The organism is Sphingomonas koreensis (genome assembly GCF_002797435.1).
Lineage (GTDB): Bacteria > Pseudomonadota > Alphaproteobacteria > Sphingomonadales > Sphingomonadaceae > Sphingomonas > Sphingomonas koreensis.
Genome location: NZ_PGEN01000001.1, coordinates 2620859 through 2638448, shown reverse-complemented (window position 1 = coordinate 2638448; position 17590 = coordinate 2620859). Strand labels below are relative to the sequence as shown.

Annotated in this window: 18 protein-coding genes and 2 tRNA genes; 7 read left to right on the top strand and 13 right to left on the bottom strand. The window is 65.3% G+C overall.

Annotated elements, in window-relative coordinates; translation table 11 throughout:
* Positions 1-29 precede the first annotated feature (29 nt).
* Together phaZ and BDW16_RS12580 are read left to right on the top strand one after the other, a co-directional pair.
* Positions 30-1295, top strand: coding sequence for a polyhydroxyalkanoate depolymerase (gene phaZ, locus BDW16_RS12585; protein ID WP_066572130.1), 1266 nt, complete (start codon positions 30-32; stop codon positions 1293-1295).
* Between the two features lie 89 nt (positions 1296-1384).
* Positions 1385-2458: a patatin-like phospholipase family protein gene (locus tag BDW16_RS12580; protein ID WP_083954108.1), complete on the top strand. Its 1074-nt coding sequence runs from the start codon at positions 1385-1387 to the stop codon at positions 2456-2458.
* Positions 2459-2868: 410 nt separating this feature from the next.
* On the opposite strand, the gene BDW16_RS12575 is transcribed toward BDW16_RS12580, so the two are convergent.
* The 4 genes from BDW16_RS12575 to dapB all read right to left on the bottom strand — a co-directional run bounded on the left by BDW16_RS12575 (position 2869) and on the right by dapB (position 4648).
* Positions 2869-2945, bottom strand: a tRNA-Arg gene (locus BDW16_RS12575).
* A gap of 195 nt (positions 2946-3140) precedes the next feature.
* Positions 3141-3217 (bottom strand) — tRNA-Arg (locus BDW16_RS12570).
* A 43-nt stretch (positions 3218-3260) separates the two neighbouring features.
* Positions 3261-3923 (bottom strand): endonuclease III, encoded by a 663-nt coding sequence (gene nth, locus BDW16_RS12565; RefSeq protein ID WP_066572142.1) that lies wholly within the window; start codon positions 3921-3923, stop codon positions 3261-3263.
* Entirely contained in the window at positions 3920-4648 is a 729-nt protein-coding gene (gene dapB, locus BDW16_RS12560; RefSeq protein ID WP_066572145.1) for a 4-hydroxy-tetrahydrodipicolinate reductase, read from the bottom strand. The genes nth and dapB overlap by 4 nt, the downstream gene beginning before the upstream one ends.
* 115 nt (positions 4649-4763) lie before the next feature.
* Between dapB and BDW16_RS12555 the strand changes: the two genes are divergently transcribed.
* Positions 4764-5684: a M28 family peptidase gene (locus BDW16_RS12555; RefSeq protein WP_066572148.1), complete on the top strand. Its 921-nt coding sequence runs from the start codon at positions 4764-4766 to the stop codon at positions 5682-5684.
* An 18-nt stretch (positions 5685-5702) separates the two neighbouring features.
* On the opposite strand, the gene rpoN is transcribed toward BDW16_RS12555, so the two are convergent.
* The 6 genes from rpoN to BDW16_RS12525 all read right to left on the bottom strand — a co-directional run bounded on the left by rpoN (position 5703) and on the right by BDW16_RS12525 (position 10909).
* Positions 5703-7208: an RNA polymerase factor sigma-54 gene (rpoN, locus tag BDW16_RS12550; RefSeq protein ID WP_066572149.1), complete on the bottom strand. Its 1506-nt coding sequence runs from the start codon at positions 7206-7208 to the stop codon at positions 5703-5705.
* A 26-nt stretch (positions 7209-7234) separates the two neighbouring features.
* Positions 7235-8011, bottom strand: a complete 777-nt coding sequence (gene lptB / locus BDW16_RS12545; RefSeq protein ID WP_066572154.1) for an LPS export ABC transporter ATP-binding protein — start codon at positions 8009-8011, stop codon at positions 7235-7237.
* 128 nt (positions 8012-8139) lie between these two features.
* Complete coding sequence (locus BDW16_RS12540; RefSeq protein WP_066572158.1) at positions 8140-8685, bottom strand: LptA/OstA family protein; 546 nt, start codon at positions 8683-8685, stop codon at positions 8140-8142.
* A 2-nt stretch (positions 8686-8687) separates the two neighbouring features.
* A complete protein-coding gene (gene lptC / locus BDW16_RS12535; protein ID WP_066572164.1) occupies positions 8688-9329 on the bottom strand; it encodes an LPS export ABC transporter periplasmic protein LptC in 642 nt (213 codons plus the stop codon).
* Positions 9330-9439: 110 nt separating this feature from the next.
* Entirely contained in the window at positions 9440-10060 is a 621-nt protein-coding gene (locus BDW16_RS12530; RefSeq protein WP_066572166.1) for a ribonuclease D, read from the bottom strand.
* A 42-nt stretch (positions 10061-10102) separates the two neighbouring features.
* Positions 10103-10909: a TerC family protein gene (locus tag BDW16_RS12525; protein ID WP_371836676.1), complete on the bottom strand. Its 807-nt coding sequence runs from the start codon at positions 10907-10909 to the stop codon at positions 10103-10105.
* A 196-nt stretch (positions 10910-11105) separates the two neighbouring features.
* On the opposite strand from BDW16_RS12525, the gene BDW16_RS21800 reads away from it, so the two are divergent.
* Both BDW16_RS21800 and BDW16_RS12515 read left to right on the top strand, forming a co-directional pair.
* Positions 11106-11900 carry a cold-shock protein gene (locus BDW16_RS21800; protein WP_066572174.1) on the top strand — a complete coding sequence of 265 codons (795 nt, stop codon included), beginning with the start codon at positions 11106-11108 and terminating at the stop codon, positions 11898-11900.
* Positions 11901-11943: 43 nt separating this feature from the next.
* On the top strand, positions 11944-12747 hold the full coding sequence (locus BDW16_RS12515; RefSeq protein ID WP_066572837.1) for a glutaminyl-peptide cyclotransferase: 804 nt from the start codon (positions 11944-11946) through the stop codon (positions 12745-12747).
* A gap of 3 nt (positions 12748-12750) precedes the next feature.
* On the opposite strand, the gene BDW16_RS12510 is transcribed toward BDW16_RS12515, so the two are convergent.
* Complete coding sequence (locus tag BDW16_RS12510) at positions 12751-13797, bottom strand: DUF1176 domain-containing protein (RefSeq protein WP_066572181.1); 1047 nt, start codon at positions 13795-13797, stop codon at positions 12751-12753.
* Between the two features lie 71 nt (positions 13798-13868).
* On the opposite strand from BDW16_RS12510, the gene BDW16_RS12505 reads away from it, so the two are divergent.
* On the top strand, positions 13869-14738 hold the full coding sequence (locus BDW16_RS12505; protein WP_066572183.1) for a 3-hydroxyacyl-CoA dehydrogenase NAD-binding domain-containing protein: 870 nt from the start codon (positions 13869-13871) through the stop codon (positions 14736-14738).
* Here BDW16_RS12505 and BDW16_RS12500 read toward each other — a convergent pair.
* Both BDW16_RS12500 and BDW16_RS12495 read right to left on the bottom strand, forming a co-directional pair.
* Positions 14705-15250 (bottom strand): STM3941 family protein, encoded by a 546-nt coding sequence (locus tag BDW16_RS12500; RefSeq protein WP_066572185.1) that lies wholly within the window; start codon positions 15248-15250, stop codon positions 14705-14707. The two genes, BDW16_RS12505 and BDW16_RS12500, sit on opposite strands and share 34 nt — an antisense overlap.
* A complete protein-coding gene (locus BDW16_RS12495; RefSeq protein WP_066572187.1) occupies positions 15247-16518 on the bottom strand; it encodes a NupC/NupG family nucleoside CNT transporter in 1272 nt (423 codons plus the stop codon). The genes BDW16_RS12500 and BDW16_RS12495 overlap by 4 nt, the downstream gene beginning before the upstream one ends.
* Before the next feature lie 114 nt (positions 16519-16632).
* Here BDW16_RS12495 and BDW16_RS12490 point away from each other — a divergent pair, with 114 nt between their 5' ends.
* A complete protein-coding gene (locus tag BDW16_RS12490; RefSeq protein ID WP_066572189.1) occupies positions 16633-17268 on the top strand; it encodes a queuosine precursor transporter in 636 nt (211 codons plus the stop codon).
* Positions 17269-17590 lie beyond the last annotated feature (322 nt).

Sequence of the window (17590 nt, the reverse complement as noted above, 5' to 3'; positions counted from 1 at the left end):
GGATTGCGGATATGGCCTACCCTAACTTCATGAACAGCTATGACTGGGTCGATGGATGGCGGCAGGCCTGGCGTCTTCCGTCCACACAACTCGGTGCAATGGCGCGTGCGCTCGACGATCGCAACGTGAAGCCGCCCTGGATTGCCGCAGCGCAGGCGCTGGGGTTTGAACCGCCTGCTCTGACACTTCGACGCACACAGTCAGCCTCTTTGTCGCTCCTCCGCCGTCTGACCGAGCCCTACGGCAAACCCGTTTTCGGCATCGACAACGTTGAAATCGACGGCGTCGAACACACGGTGAACGAGGAGGTCATTGTCCAGCGTCCTTTCTGTCGACTGCTGCGCTTCGACGTCGCAAACCGCCAGGAGGCCCCACATGTGCTGCTCGTCGCACCGATGGCAGGGCATTATGCGACGCTGCTCAGGGAGACCGTTCGAGATCTCCTACCCGCCTACACCGTGTTCATCACCGATTGGGCGGATGCTCGCGAGGTGCCTATGCACGAGGGTGGCTTCGACCTCGACGACTACATCGATTATCTTGTCGCCTTCGTCCGACAGCTTGGTCCCACCACCCATCTCGTGGCTGTCTGCCAAGCGGGCGTGCCGGCTGCCGCAACGGTGGCGCTCCTCGAAGGCGGATCGATCGGCGATGGCGTGCTGCCGGCGAGCCTCACCGTCATGGGCTCGCCCATCGACGTGTCGCGCTCGCCGACCCAGGTGAATCAGCTCGCTGCAGGCCATGACGACGGCTGGTTCGCCGACACGCTCATCACCACCGTCCCGGCGCGGTTTCCGGGAGCACACCGTGCTGTGTATCCAGGGTATCTGCAGTTGACGGCGTTCGTCGCCATGAACCCGGAACGCCATCAAAAGTCCGCGCGCGCCGCGATCGATCATTTCGCCGACGGCGACTACGAGGCTGCCGATAAGATCGACAGCTTCTACGGGGAGTTCCTCAGCACGATGGATCTCACTGCCGAGTTCTACCTCCAGACGGTCCATCGAGTTTTCAAGCAAAACGCGCTCGCAAACGGGACGTTCGCATTTCGGGGCACGCCTGTCTCTTTGGACTCTATCGAGAAGACCCCGATTTTGGCGATCGAGGGCGGTCGGGATGACATCACCGGCCTGGGCCAAACGCGCGCCCTACTCGAGCTGACGACCAAGCTTCCGGAGTCGAGCAAACGCCATCTGGTCCTGGAAGAGACGGGTCATTATGGTCTGTTCAGCGGCTCGAAGTTCCGCAGCCAGATCGTGCCGGAGCTCTGTGCCTTCCACGAGAAGATGGATTGAGGGCCGCACAAGCCTCAGTCGCGGTCGCATTGGTCGCGGCAACGCTCGGCGGCTGTGCGACACCCTCGCGGCTGCCGGCAACCGCAGGCATGCAGGCAGTCGCCGTAGTGCCTGGCTATACCGAGCCGATCCGCTTTTGGGCAGATGCTTCGCCGGCCGCGTGGTTGAACTGGCGACAGCGCTGGCTTGCAGATAGGCCGGCAGAAGGGGACCAGTCGTTCGAGATGCTCGCGATATCGAGCGGCTCGGATAAAGGCGCTTTCGCCGCAGGCTATCTCAATGGCTGGAGCGCACGCGGCTCACGACCAACCTTCGCGCTCGTGACGGGGGTCAGCACCGGAGCTTTGATTGCGCCATTTGCGTTTCTTGGCTCGGATGAAGACGCGACCCTTCGCGCGCTCTACACCGGCATCGACGCGAACGACATCTTTCGTCGAACCCCCGTCCGGGGCGCCTTGGGAGGCCCGAGCTTTGCCAGCACCCAGCCGCTTCGTCGGCTGATCGCTCGCCATGTGACTGCGGACATCGTGGACCGTATCGCTGTTCAGCACCGCGCGGGCCGTCGTCTGCTGGTCCTGACAACCAACCTCGATGCTCAGCGCGGCGTCGTCTGGGACGTTGGCGAAATCGCCGCCAGTCGCGCTGCTGACAAGGTCGAGCTCATCCGGAGTATATTGCTCGCGTCCGCCAGCATCCCGGGCGTGTTTCCTCCGGTCGAGGTGGCGGTGCATAGCGGCGCTGAGCCATTCACGGAAATGCACGTCGATGGGGGAACCACCAGCAGCGTTTTCGTCGTACCGGATGCGCTCCTATCCGCAGGCGCCGGTGCGGATGTCCCGGGAGTTCGCCGTCCAGGGATGACCCTTCTCTATAACGGCGTTCTAGCACCGCGTTACATGACCGTAGCGCCAAGTGCGTTCTCGATTATAGAACGGGCGCTTGAAACGGTGATCGGGGCAAGCGATCGGCGCGCGATCGGAAGCTATCGGGCGTTCGCCGAAGGTTCAAACGTAAGCCTATGCATCGAAGCCATCGATCCAACCTTCGACAGTGCGCCGCACGAGCTGTTTGATCGCCAGTATATGATGCGACTTTTCGACTGGGGCCATGCCGCTGGTCGAACCCACGCTTGTCAATCAGGTTTACATGAGCCGAATAATTGAACCTCAAATACTGATGTTAGCCGGGCTCGTCGCCGCATCAAGAGCACTGCACCGTGACTGGCCTCTCACAGCCGATCACTTCCCCCGCTCACGTTCGGCGCGATGGCAGATTAAGCCCCGGCGAGTCCCATCTTGTCGCGACGGTGATTGTTTTGGACAAGGATTTTGATGGTGCGGGTCGCCGGGGTCGAACCGGCACTCCTCTCGGAACTGGATTTTGAATCAGACGCGTCTACGCCGCGATAGCCGGTAGCACGTCTGGAACAGGACAATTTGGCGGGTGGGGCGCGCTGCAACGCACCTACACCTCACCTAGAAACGGCCGGAAACTGTAGCCTTTACGATCACTTACTGCGGCCGCTTCTCGACCGGTGCGCACCTAGCAAGCACCACGGTCATGGAAGGTGAAATGGCGCACCCGACACGATTCGAACGTGTGGCCTCCACCTTCGGAGGGTGGCGCTCTATCCAGCTGAGCTACGGGTGCCGCACCCGAGGAGCTATCCCCGCTCGGGCCCGAAAGGTCAACCTGTGAAGCAGGTCGGCGCCTACCCCCCCGAGAACGGGCTGCGCCACGCTACGGTACGCCTGTTACTGCTTCCGCCACGCTTCCGCGACGATTTTCGGGTTCCGATACGCAAACTGCCCGGCTTGCTAAACGACTGTGTTTATAGTAGAAAACTGGCGCACCCGACAGGATTCGAACCTGTGGCCTCTGCCTTCGGAGGGCAGCGCTCTATCCAGCTGAGCTACGGGTGCGTGGCGACAAGCGCCTAGCAAAGCAATTCGCGGTGCGCCAGCGCTAAACCGCGGGTTCTTTCCAACCCTTGGGCGCGGGCGTCTTGGGCTTGTAGGCGCACAGGTCGGCGACGATGCAACGCCAGCATTCGGGCGTACGCGCCTTGCAGACATAGCGCCCATGCAGGATCAGCCAGTGATGCGCGTGCAGGCGGAAGGGTTGCGGGACATTCCTTTCCAGCTTCTTCTCTACCGCAAGCGGGGTCTTGCCCGGCGCAATGCCGGTCCGGTTGCCGAGGCGGAAGAGGTGGGTATCGACCGCGAAGGTTTCCTGCCCGAAGGCGACGTTCAACACCACGTTCGCAGTCTTCCGTCCGACGCCGGGAAGCGCCTCCAGCGCGTCGCGGTCGGCAGGGACCTGGCTGTCATGGTCGGCGATCAGCGCTTCAGAAAGCGCAATGACGTTCTTCGCCTTCGCGTTGAACAGCCCGATCGTCTTGATGTGCTGCCGCAAGCCCTCCTCGCCCAGCGCGACCATCTTCTCCGGTGTGTCGACCTCGGCAAACAACCGCCGGGTCGCCTTGTTGACCCCGGCGTCGGTCGCTTGAGCCGACAACACCACCGCGACCAGCAACGTATAGTCGTTGACCGACTCGAGCTCGGTCTCGGGATGCGGATTGGCCGCGGCCAGCCGCTCGAAGAAATGGAAAATGTCGGCCTTCTTCAAAGGCCCAGCACCGCATCCATCGTGTAGCGGCCGGCGGGCTTGTCCGCGAGCCACAAGGCGGCCCTGACTGCACCGCGCGCGAAGATGGCGCGATCCTCGGCACGATGCGCCAGTTCGATCCGTTCGCCCGCGCCTGCGAGCACGACCAGATGATCACCGATCACCGTGCCGCCGCGCAGCGAGGCGAATCCGATCGTCCCTTCCGCACGCGCGCCGGTGAGTCCGGCGCGGTCGGCGACGCGGACCTCGCCCAGCGAGACCGCACGCCCGGCCGCGGCTGCCTCGCCCAGCATCAGCGCAGTACCCGAGGGCGCGTCCACTTTCTGGCGGTGATGCATCTCAGCGATCTCGATATCCCAGTCGGGGCCGAGCCGCGTCGCCGCCTCACGCACCAGTCGCGCGAGCAGCACGACACCGAGCGAGGTATTGCCGGTCTGGAGCACCGCGATCTCGCGCGCCGCGTCGTCGATCAGCGCATGGTGCTGCGCCGTCAGCCCGGTGGTGCCGATCACGATCGGCGTACCTGCGGCGCGCGCTGCGGCAAGATGCGATTCGAGCGCGGCAGGCGTGGAGAAATCGACCAGCGCATCGGCGGCGGCGGCGAGCACCGCCGGGTCGTCGCCGGCATCGGCGCCGCCCGCGAACTTGACGCCCTGTTCCGCCAATATGTCGCGGATCGCCACGCCCATCCGGCCGAGGCTGCCATAGATACCAATGCTACTCATGGGTGTTGCTTGGCCGGGGACGGCGCGGACTGCAACAAAGGATTTGGCGACCGTCGGATAGCTGGGGGGCGGACTTTTCGCTTGCCGCGATCATGAGCCACGGCAAATCAGCACGATGCTACTGCGTCTTCTCGCCTTGACGGGCACATGCCTCACCGTTGCAGCCGCCGACCCGGCGCCGCATCAGCTCTATGAAGATGTCCGCATCCTCGCAGCGGACGACATGGCCGGGCGGCTGGTCGGCACCGCCGGCTCGGCCAGGGCGCGCGCCTATCTGAGCGAGCGATTGCGGGCGATCGGTGTCGAACCGGTCCTTGCCGGTTTCGAGCAGCCGTTCGAAGCGGAGCATAAGGGCGAGGTTCTGAAAGGCACCAACCTGATCGGCCGTATCCGCGGATCGGGCACCAGCGACCGGGTGCTGCTGATCGGCGCACATTACGATCATTTCGGCGTTCGCGACGGCAAGGTGCTCAACGGCGCCGACGACAATGCATCCGGCGTCGCCGTGCTGCTGTCGATCGCCGAACATTTCGCGCGCGAGCGGCCCGTCCACGATATCGTCTTCGCGCTGTGGGATGCCGAGGAGCAGGGTTTCTACGGATCGACGGCGTTCGCGAAGGCTCCGCCGGTGACGCTGTCGCGCATCGCGATGAACCTCAATCTCGACATGATGAGCCGCAACGACCGCAACGAGCTATGGCTGGCAGGCGCGTATCATTCGCCGTTCCTGCGCGCACGTTTCGAGGCGATCGTCGCGCAGGCGCCGGTGTCGCTCAAGCTGGGGCATGACGGCCCGCCATGGAAGGACACCGACGACTGGACCGGTGGGTCCGACCATTTCGTCTTTCACCAGCAGGGCATGCCCTTCGCCTATTTCGGGGTCGAGGATTATCCCGACTATCACAAGCCGACCGACGATTTCGCAGCGATCCCGAAGGGCTTCTTCGCCCGCTCCGCAGCGACAGCACTGTTGGCGGCCCAGCTGTTCGACCGGGACCTCGATGCGATCGCCACCGAAGCTGGCCGGGCCAGGTAGCGCCCGTCAGGAGACGGCCTAGCTCGCGCCCTCGAGCGCCTTTTGCCGGCGGCGCTGGACCGAGCTGCCAATGCCCATCGCCTCGCGATACTTGGCGACGGTGCGCCGGGCGATGTCGAAGCCCTTGGAATTGAGCATCTCGACCAGCGTGTCGTCGGACAGGATCTTCCTCGGATCTTCGGCCTGGATCAGCGCGCGAATCGCGCTCTTGACCGCCTCGGCCGAGACCGCGTCACCGCCATCGGCCGACTGGATCGCGCTGGTGAAGAAGTATTTGAGCTCGAACAGCCCGCGCGCGCAGGACAGATATTTGTTGCTGGTCACGCGGCTGACGGTCGATTCGTGCATCTCGATCGCGTCGGCGATCTGGCGCAGCGTGAGCGGGCGCAGGTGCGACACGCCATGGCGGAAGAACGCCTCCTGCTGCTTCACGATCTCGCTCGCGACCTTGATGATCGTGCGCTGGCGCTGGTCGAGCGCCTTGACCAGCCAGTTGGCACTGGCGAGCATGTCGGAGAGCCAGGCCTTGCTCGACTTGTCCTGCGGCCCGGCGGATACCTCGGCATAGTAAGCGCGGTTGACCAGGACCCGCGGCAGGGTCGCGCTGTTGAGCTCGACCGCCCAGGCCTGCCCCCGCGGCGCGACGAAGATGTCGGGTGTCACGCTCGCGACGGGATCGCCGCCGAAACGGCAGCCGGGCTTGGGATCATAGCCGCGAAGCTCGCGGATCATGTCCGCCATATCCTCGTCATCGACCCCGCAGATGCGCTTGAGCCGTGCCAGTTCCCCGCGCGCAAGCAGATCGAGATTGGCGATCAGCGCGGCCATGCACGGATCATAGCGGTCCGCTTCCTTCGCCTGCAGCGCCAGACATTCGGCTAGGTCACGCGCGCCGACGCCGGTGGGGTCGAGCGTCTGGATCAGTGCCAGTACCGCCTCGACCCGCGCGAGCGGCACGCCGAGCCGGGTGGCGATGTCGAGCAGCGAGGCGGTGAGATACCCGGCCTCGTCGATCTGGTCGATCAGGTGCTGGGCAATGAACAGGTCCGCGCCGTCCACCACGGCGCCGGCTTGCGCAAGCAGGTGATCGGCCAGACTGAGATCGGGCGCGCAGAAGCTGTCGAAATCGGGGCCGTCCTCACCCAGACCGCCGCCGCCGGTGCCGGCAAGCCCAAGGCCGCCATCGAGTCCGCCGACCGAATCCGCCGCGCTGTCATGGTGAAAGGTCTCGGCGGTGAAATCGACGTCGAGCGAGGCCTCCCCCGTCGCGTCGCCGCCATCGAGCAGCTCGGTCGAATCGGCGGGGCCGTCGCGCTCGGGAAGCGACTCGGCCTCCGCCGCCTCCACGGGTTCACGCTCGTCGCCGCCGCCCGCATCGAGCAGCGGGTTCTTCTCGAGTTCCTCGGCGATAAAGGTTTCGATCTCGAGGTTCGACAGCGCCAGCAGCTTGATCGCCTGCTGAAGCTGCGGCGTCATCACCAGCGATTGGGATTGCCTCAGATCAAGGCGGGGCGCGAGGCTCATGGGAGGCTAATCGAGGGCACCGAGCATCACAGCGAGAATCCCTCGCCGAGATAGAGGCGCCGGACATTGGCGTCGGCGACCAGGTCCTCGGGCGAGCCGGCAAACAGCACGCGGCCGTCATAGATGATCGAGGCGCGATCGACGATGTCGAGCGTCTCGCGGACATTGTGGTCGGTGATGAGCACGCCGATGTTGCGGGTCTTCAACTCCTTCACCAGATCGCGAATGTCGGCGATCGAGATCGGATCGATGCCGGCGAACGGTTCGTCGAGCAGCATGATCGACGGATCCGCGGCGAGCGCGCGGGCAATCTCGGCGCGGCGGCGTTCACCGCCCGACAGCGCCATCGCCGGGGCATCGCGCAGCCGCGTCAGGCCGAATTCCTCGAGCAACTGGTCGAGCCGCGCGGCACGTGCCGACTTGTCGGGCTCGGACAGCTCGAGCACCGCCGAGATGTTCTTGGCGACCGTGAGGCCGCGGAAGATCGAGGTTTCCTGCGGCAAATAACCCAGCCCCAGGATCGCACGGCGATACATGGGCAGCGGGGTGATATCGACGCCATCGAGCATGATGCGCCCGGCATCGGGCTTCACCAGCCCCATCACCGAATAGAAGCAGGTCGTCTTGCCCGCGCCGTTGGGGCCGAGCAGCCCGACCACTTCGCCCTTGCCGACCGAGAGCGACACGTCCGACAGCACGACGCGCTTGTCATAGGACTTGGCGATCGACACCACCGCCAGCCCCGATGTCGGCGGGGTGCCCGCTTCCGCGGCTACCGGTTCCAGCGTTTCGATATCTGCCATAACGCCCTTCCTGATCGCACGATATGCTTAGCGATTCCTTGCCGCGCAGTCACTTGGCAAGTTTTATGCATGAGAGTTCCGGAAGGGAAGTTAGGGTCGAACCCGGCAGAGCGAAACCCCGCCTGCGGTCAATCGCGCTTGGGGACGGTGAACCGACCGGTGACGCGGCCGCCCGACTGGATCACGCTGCCGTCGGGCGCCTTGGTCGTGCCGACGCCAGAACCGTCCATCGAAGCGCGGCCGGTATCGAGATTGAGCGTCAGCCGCCCGCCGCTCACGCGGTTGCTGCCCTGGACCAGCGAGACATTGCCCATCATCGTGATGGTACGCTTATTGATGTCGTACACGCCATATTGCGCCCGCGCCGTCTGGTCGGGCCGGGTGACGGTAACGCCACCCGCAGCATCGAAGCGCGATACCGAGGGCGATCCGTCGGTGATCTGACCGGTATAGGTGACCGTGACCCGCTCGGCGGTCAGCGTCATGTTACCCTGATTCAGCCGGACCCCGCCCCATAGGACAGCCCGGCCCGAGCGGTCCTGCAGTTCCGCGTGCGGCGCGGCGAAATCGATCGGCGCGTTCGAATCGTGGCGCACCTGCCCCAGCGCCGCGGTACCAATCGCAGCGGTGGTGGCGATCGCAGCGATCGACGCAATGAGGAGCGGACGGGCCATGTTCACCTATTTGCGCGCTTGGGATCGATCCGCAAGCGGGCATTGCCATCGATCCGCACGGTTCGCTTGTCGAGATCGGCGGTCATGCTGTCGCCGCTGAATGCGCCGAGCGGGGTCTTGCCGTCGATCCGTCCCGTGCCGGTCAGGCGCCGCGTCTTGAGATCGATCGTCGAATCGCGCGTGTCGAGCTGGTATCCGTCCGCGCTGCGAAACGCGATCGGGCCATCGACCGCGACCTGTTCGCTATCCATGTCGTAGCGGCCACGCTCGGCCCGCACCTCTGCCGGACCATCGGCCAGGCGGATCGCCGCGGCAAGATTGCTGAGCTGCACCACCGGCTCGGCCGAGCTCTTCTGCACCGCCGAGCCCGCCGTCAGTACGAAGGCCTGCCCCTTGGCGTCTGCGCCGCGATAGCGCGCCGACTGGATGCGCAGCCGTTCATTGGCGATGTCGACCTTGTTCTTGTCGAGCACGAACGAGACGTCCCCGCCCATGAACAGCGGCGCCATCACCAGAAATGCGCCGAGCACGCCGATCCCGGCAGGCAGGATCAGCAGCAGCGTGCGGACGAGATAGTCATGGCTTCCCCCCGGACGCGCCCAGTGCTTGCGGCGCGAGCGTTCCTGGAGGGCGATCTCAGACATGCGAGTTCTCGGTGCAAGAAGAGCGGCGCCAGGCCGCTCCCCCGCCCGGCCACCCATAGGATGCTGCCGCTGGATGGCCGGGCGGGGGAGCGGGCTGGTGCAGCATCACATCAGATATGCGCAAAGATGTCGATCTCGGGCCAACCCGCGAGATCGAGCTCGGCGCGATGGGGCAGAAAATCGAAGCAGGCCTGCGCCAGCGCGGTCCGCCCCTCGCGCGCAAGGCGGCGGTCGAGCTCCTCGCGCATCGCGTGGAGATAGCGCACGTCGGACGCGGCATAGTCCTTCTGCGCGTCGCTCAGCACCGGGCCGCCCCAGTCCGACGACTGCTGCTGCTTGGAGATTTCCTGGCCGAGCAGCTCGCGCACCAGATCCTTGAGCCCGTGCCGGTCGGTATAGGTACGCACCAGCCGCGAGGCGATCTTGGTGCAATAGACCGGCGTCGCCGTGACGCCGAGATAGTGACGAATCGCCGCAAGATCGAAGCGCGCGAAATGGAACAGCTTCACCCGCGCCGGATCGGCGAGCAGCGCGCGCAAATTGGGCGCGGCATAGTCGCTACCCGGTCCGAAACGGACAAGATGCTCGTCCGCGCCGCCATCGGAAATCTGGACGACGCACAGGCGATCGCGCGGGGTGATCAGTCCCATCGTCTCGGTATCGACGGCGATGTCGGCGCCGGGAGCGAACACCCCTTCGGGAATATCTTCTTCGTGCAGGAAAACGGCCATGCGTCCGCCTAGCCGTTTACACCTGAACGCTCAATGCAAAGCTTATGCAGGGGGCCGGCCCTCGCGCTTCAGCTTGGATCGCCGCGCGATCATGTTGAGCGATTCGACCATCGCGGAGAAGGCCATGGCCGCATAGATATAGCCCTTGGGCACGTGCACGCCGAAGCCGTCGGCGATCAGCACCGCGCCGATCATCAGCAGGAAGCCGAGCGCGAGCATGACGACGGTCGGGTTGTGCTTGATGAAGTTCGCCAGAGGGTCGGCGGCGACCAGCATCACGGCGACGGTGACCAGAACCGCAGTGACCATGATCGCGATCTCGTCGGTCATGCCGACCGCGGTCAGGATCGAATCGACCGAGAAGACCATGTCGAGCAGGATGATCTGGAAGATCGCCGAACCGAAATTCAGCCCCACCACCTGTTTCTTGTCCAGGATCTCGTCGTCGCTCGGCACCGGATCGAGCGTGTGGTGGATCTCCTTGGTCGCCTTCCACAGCAGGAACAGGCCGCCGGCGATCAGGATGAGGTCGCGCCACGAGAATGCCGTCTCGAAGCTCGGTGCGCCATGTGCGCCCGTCGCCCCCTGAATGCCCAGGTCGAACACTGGCGTGGTCAGCGACACGATGACCCAGATCATCGACAGCAGCAGGATTCGCATCACCAACGCCAGGCCGATGCCGATTCGGCGCGCCTTCTGCTGCTGGTGCTCGGGCAGCTTGTTGGTCAGGATCGAGATGAAGATGAGGTTGTCGATGCCGAGAACCACCTCCATCACGATCAGGGTGATGAGGGCGGCCCAGGCGGCCGGGTCGGCGATCAATGCTGCGATGTCCATAGGTACTCTCATCTGCCGCCCCTGCGACGCATGCGCAAGTATCTGTTGGAACAGTGCCGAAATCGCGACGAATTTGTTCGCGTCCTGTCCCGTAACCGGCTATGACCCGATTCCATGGGCGTGTCTTCGGAGCGCCGGGATGTCTGCGTCTTCGTCCGGCGTATGACTTTCGCAATTGAGTTGGGCGACCGGGAAGACGAACAGGGCAATGAGTTTTGATCGAGGGCGCCGCGGGGATCGCGGCGGGCGCGGCAGAGACAAGCGCGACGGTTTCGGCGGCGACGATTTCGGTGGTGGCAGCAGCTACGGCGATCGCGGCGGCTTCGGCGGCGGCGGTTTCGGTGACCGCGGCGGCTTCGGCGGCGGTGGTGGCGGCTTCGGCGGCGGCGGCGGTGGTGGATACCGCGGCGGCGGTGGCGGCTTCGGCGGCGGTGGTGGCGGCGGCTTCGGCGGCGGCCGCGGCGGTGGCGGCATGCCTCCGCAGGTCGTTGGCGAAGGCACTGGCGTTGTCAAATTCTTCAACAGCCAGAAGGGCTTCGGCTTCGTCGTCCGCGACGATGGCGGCGAGGATGTGTTCGTGCACATCAGCGCGGTCGAGCAGGCTGGCCTGACCGGTCTGGCCGAGGGCCAGCCGCTGGGCTTCACGCTGGTCGACCGTGGCGGCCGCATCAGCGCCACCGAGCTCAAGATCGAGGGCGAGCCGCTCCCGGTCGAGGATCGCGGCCCGCCGCGCGACCGTGATGGTCCGCGTGCTGGCGCCGCCGGCGGCCCGCAGCGTCAGCTGACGGGTGAGAAGGCGACGGGTACGGTCAAGTTCTTCAACGCGATGAAGGGCTTCGGCTTCATTCAGCGCGACGACGGCCAGCCCGATGCGTTCGTGCACATCAGCGCTGTAGAGCGTGCAGGCATGCCGACGCTCAACGAGGGCGACCGGCTCGAGTTCGAGCTGGAAGTCGATCGCCGTGGCAAGTACGCCGCGGTGAACCTGACGCCGTCGCAGTAATCACGCCATGCTCCGGCTGATCACGGCCGGGCGCGGAGCGACAATGGGGGTCGCCCTGGCCATATTGGCCGGGGCGGCCCCGCTTGTTTCTGCGCCGGCGCCCTCTCTCTCCGCGCGGCAACAGGCAGTCGGAGCGCCGGCCCCGCCCGCCCCCCCGGTCGAGGCCGCGCGGGTGATTGCATCCTATCCGCACGACACCGGGGCCTTCACTCAGGGCCTGTTCTTCAGCGACGGACGGCTGTTCGAGAGCACCGGCCAGCATGGCGAATCGGCAATCCGGGAAGTCGATCTCGCCACCGGCAAGGTGAAGCGCGAAGCGAAGCTGCCGCCCGAATATTTCGGTGAAGGCAGCACCGGCTGGGGCAAGACGATCGTCAGCCTCACCTGGAAGCACGGCAAGGCCTTCCGCTGGGATCGCGACAGTTTCCGCAAACTGGGCGAGTTCGCCTATCCTGGTGAGGGCTGGGGACTGACCCAGGACGGCAGCAGCCTGATCCTGTCCGACGGGAGCAGTGAGCTGCGCTTCCTAGACCCGAAGACCTTTGCCGAACAGCGGCGGGTAACCGTCACCTGGCGCGGCAAGCCGGTAAGGCAGATCAACGAGCTGGAATATGTCCGCGGCGAGATTCTGGCGAACATCTGGCACAGCGGCCTGATCGCGCGGATCCATCCCGAAACCGGGGCGATCAAGGGCGTCATCGATATGCGCCCGGTGATCGCTTCGGTCGAGGTTCGCGACAGCGAGGCGGTGCTCAACGGCATCGCCTGGGACGACAGGACCGGAAAGCTCTACGTCACCGGCAAGCGCTGGCCCAAGCTGTTCGAGATTGCGCTGCCGGGCAGCTGAACCCTATTTCGCGACCGGCTCGGCGCGCCAGGTGGTGAGCCAGTTCACCGATCCGCGGCATTCCGGCATCGATCGTGCCTCGACCAGCCGAAACATCGACCCGTCCCAGACATAGCCCTCCATGCTCCCGCAATCGCCCAGGCCACGGCCCTTGGAATAGCTTTCGAGCCGTCCGGTCTTCGCATCGAAGCTGGCATTGACCAGCGACGGACGGCCATCGTCCGCCTCGGTGAAACCCGGCGGCGAATCGAACTTGGCGAGCACCGGCTGCGCACCGGGCGCGAGGATGTAAGGCTCGGTCGAGAAATTATACGCCCCGCTGCCACAGGGGAGCAGTAGCAGCGTCTTGCCGCCGCCGAGCGCCACCCGTTCGACTTCGGGGAGCTCGCCGGTACCGCCTTCATAGACGGCGCCGCATTCGCTCGACTTGTCGAGCGCCTTGCGCATCGCCGGTGTGAAGGGGGCGGCCACGCCTGCCGGACGGACGAATCCCACTTTGGGCAAAGCGGGCGCTGCCGGGACGGCGCTGGCGGGCTTCACGCCCTTCGCCACCACAGCGGTCACGGTCCCGGCGCGCCCCTGTTCAGCATCGATGAAGCGCAGCGCCGCCGACGATCCCTTGAGCGAGGCCATGCCGGTGACATCGACCTCTGAACCCACCCGCAGGTCGGTACCATCGACCATTGCCGCAACGATCTGCGCGGCCTGCGCGCCGGTGAAGGCGAGCCGGTCGCTTCTGGGGACGCCCCAGAGGAAGAAGCCGCGATCGGTGCTCAGCTGCACCCGGTCGCTGCCCGATTCTCCCGGCAGCTGGATCTCGACCGACCAGCCGCCCGCCGGCCCGGCCGCGCGTTCGATCGAGACCGAGATCTGGTCATAGGGCGAGCCGTCGCCGGGCTGGTTGTCGTCGGGCCAGATCGAGGTCATCTCGCACCGCCTGGCATTGTCGCATGCCACCACCCATGCGCCGAAGCTCTTGATCGGCCCCTGCTTCTGCGCGGATTGCGGCGCCGAGGCCTGCGCCAGAGCGAGCAACGCGATCGTCAGCATCTATTCCCCCTTCTAGCCGTTTCGCGAACGAGTCGGTAGGACGCCTCCATATCAGATTCCGGAGGACATGCATGAAGACGGTTGGCGTGATCGGCGCGGGGCAGATGGGGGCGGGCATCGCCCAGGTTTCGGCGCAGGCGGGCTATCGCGTGCTGCTGTCCGATATGGACGTCGCGCGCGCGGAGAAGGGCAAGGCAGGCATCGCCAAGCAGCTCGCGCGGGCGGTCGAAAAGGAGAAGATCACCGCCAAAGCCGCGGACGCCGCGCTCGCCAACATCGAATGCGTCGGCGGCACCGACGCGTTCGCACCCTGCGACCTCGTCATCGAGGCCGCGACCGAGCGCGAGGAGATCAAGCGCAGCATCTTCGCCAATGTCGGCAAGGTGCTGTCCGACACCGCGATCCTCGCCAGCAACACCTCGTCAATCCCGATCACGCGGCTGGCGCAGGCTTCACCCGATCCCGCGCGCTTCATGGGCGTGCATTTCTTCAACCCCGTGCCGGTAATGGGCCTGATCGAGCTGATCCGCGGACTCGCCACCAGCGACGCAACGGTCGCCGCGGTCGAAGCCTATGGCAAGACGCTCAACAAGCGCATCGTCCACGCCAACGACGCGCCAGGCTTCATCGTCAACCGCGTGCTGATGCCGTTGCTCAACGAAGCGTGCTTCGCGCTCGGCGAGGGCGTGGCGACGATCCCCGATATCGACGCGGCGATCCAGCTCGGCCTCAACCACCCGATGGGGCCGTTCACGCTCGCCGACTTCATCGGCCTCGACACCTGCCTTGAGATCACCCGCGTGCTGTTCGAGGGCACCGGCGATCCCAAGTTCCGCCCCGCCCCGCTGCTGGTCAAATATGTCGAGGCCGGCTGGTACGGGCGGAAGACCGGGCGCGGCTTCTACGACTATTCGGGCGCGGAGCCGGTCCCGACGCGCTGATCCTTCAACGCATGATAGGCACCGACCACCTCGACCAGCCGGTCGAAGCTCTGGTCGGTACCTTGCATGCTGAGCGCGAGATCACCGAAGCCCATACCTTTGTTCATGAGGGACAACGTGCCGAGCGTCGATCGTCCCGGATAGGATTCGGGTTCGTCCAGCCATAGCGACAGGAGCTTCTGCTCGCCTACCGCGTTGACCTCAACGCGAGTAATCGCATGCCACGGAATGGTCGTGTCGGACCAGCGGCGCCAGAGAATACCTCGCTCATCGATCTCCATCACCGGGCCGGTTCGGAACAATTGCCTGATAAATGCCAAGAGGCCGAGGCCGCAGATTACCGTCAAAATCCATCCGACCCCCGAGATGAACGCAGGACTGGAATAGCGGCGGGTGACCAGATCTTCGGGGCCCAAGATGAACCAGATGCCCAGCGCGACGCAGCCAACGCAAAGCAGTGCGAAGAACGATACCTCGCCCTTCGATACATGAGCGACGAGGCGCTCGTTCACGGCAGCAGCAATCCCGCCAGCGCCGCGCTCATCAGGTTCGCCAGGCTGCCCGCGATCAGCGCCTTGATGCCGAGCCTGGCGATCACCGGGCGCTGGTTGGGCGCAAGACTGCCGGCCGCCGCCATCTGGATCGCGATCGAGCTGAAATTGGCGAAGCCGCACAGCGCGAAGGTGATGATCGCGACGCTGCGCGGGCTCAGCCCCGCGGTCGAGCCGAGATTGAGGAAGGCGACGAATTCGTTGAGCACCATCTTGGTGCCGAACAGGCTGCCCGCCGCGCCGCTCTCGGCCCAGGGGATGCCGATCAGGAACATCACCGGCGCGAACACGGTGCCGATCACCCCCTGGAAGGTGAGGTCACCATATCCGAACCAGCCGCCGACCACGCCGAGCAGGCCGTTGGCGAGCGCGACCAGGGCGACGAAGGCGAGCACCATCGCGCCAACCGCGACCGCGATCTTGACGCCGATCTGCGCGCCCATCGCCGCGGCCATGATGATGTTGGCAGGGCGCTCCTCATCGAGATCCTTTTCGACCGCGCGGATCGCCGCATCCTCGGGATCGAGGGGCGCGCCCTCGCCGTCGAGCGGCAGCTCGGGCTGCTTCACCGGCTCGTCGGGCATCATGATCTTGGCCATCAGCAAGCCGCCGGGCGCCGCCATGAAGGATGCGGCGAGCAGATACTGGATGTTGATTCCCATCGCTGCGTACGCCGCCAGGATCGTGCCCGCGACCCCGGCCATGCCGACGCTCATCACCGCGAACATCTGCGCGGGGGTGAGGCCCGCCAGATAGGGGCGGATGACCAGCGGCGATTCGCTCTGGCCGACGAAGATGTTCGCCGCCGAGCAGAGCGACTCCACCTTGCTTACCCCGGTCACCTTCTCGATCGCCCCGCCGATCCACCGGATCACCAGCGGCATGATCCGCAGATAATAGAGGATCGAGACGAGGCTGGCGAAGAAGATGATCACCGGCAACGCCGCGATGGCGAAGCTGTGCCCGCCCATTTCGGGCTTGGCGAGCGGGCCGAAGATGAAGTCGGTCCCCGCCTGGGCGTAGCCAAGCAGTGCCGAAACGCCGCGCGACATCCCCTCGATCACCGCCCGGCCCGCGGGCACATAAAGGACGAGGATCGCGATGCCCGCCTGGAGCGCAAAGGCAGCCCCGACGACGCGCAGCCGGATGGCGCGGCGGTTCGACGAAAGCGCAAAGGCGATCGCGAGAATCGCGACGATGCCCAGAATACCGATCGGAAGATTGTTCAAGTGGAAGGCCCCCCAGCGCCGGCTATCGGCGCGGCATATGGGGCTGCAGCATAGCGCGTGAATCGTGCATCGCTAGGTGCTTCCGTATCCGCTGAAACCGCGCTAGCAACGCCCATGACTACACCGGCTCCGCTTTCGCGCTCGCTCTTCACCCTCTCGATCTTCTACGGCGGCATGGTCTGCATCGCGGGCGTCCTGGGCAACAAGCAGGTGGCATTGGGGCCGCTTGCGGTGGAGGCAGGCATCTTCGCCTTCCTGCTGCTGGTGGCGGTGGCGAGCGCGGTCGCCGAGCTGCACGGGCGCAGCACCGCCAACCGGCTGGTGTTGCTGGGTTTCATCCCCCTGCTCGCCTCGATCGCACTGACGGCGCTGGTGCTGACCCTGCCCTCCGCCGCGGACATGCCGGCCGATCGCCGCGCCGCGTTCGACCTGCTGATGGGCGGCACCTGGCGCATCTGGCTGGGCGGGATCACCGCCTATGGCGCGTCGCAGCTGCTCAACGTCACGATCTTCAGCGCACTCAAGCGCGAAGGCGGCAGGATGATGTGGCTGCGCGGCGCGATCGCCGGCGTGCTCAGCCAGATTGTCGACACGCTGATCTTCATCACCGTCGCCTTCTACGGCGAATTCCCGATCGGCCACCTGCTGATGGGCCAGATGCTGGCCAAGGTCGTTCTGTCGATCGTGCTGATCCCGGCGCTGATCGCAGGCTTCGTCGCGATCGGGCGGAGCCTGGACCGGGACGCCTGAGGACAGGGCGGCTGATACGCTGGCCGCCGCGATACTAGGCCTGGGCCATGCATCCCGGCCTAGTGCCGGGATGATGGAGAGGACGACCGCTAGCGACCCCGATAGCCGCCCCGCTTGCAATGTTGGAACTGGTTTGCTTGCATCGACAGGCTGCGTGGCGGCCGCTCTTTGATTCCGTTGATTCGCCGGGTTCAATCAGATCCCCGAATCGCCGCGGGCAAAGGCGACGAAGTTGACAGAATGGATCGCGCTTCCCGCAACTTCGTCAACTTCGCGGCAGCTTTCTGCCCGCCGACGATTTCCCGAATCCACCCGATAGCAG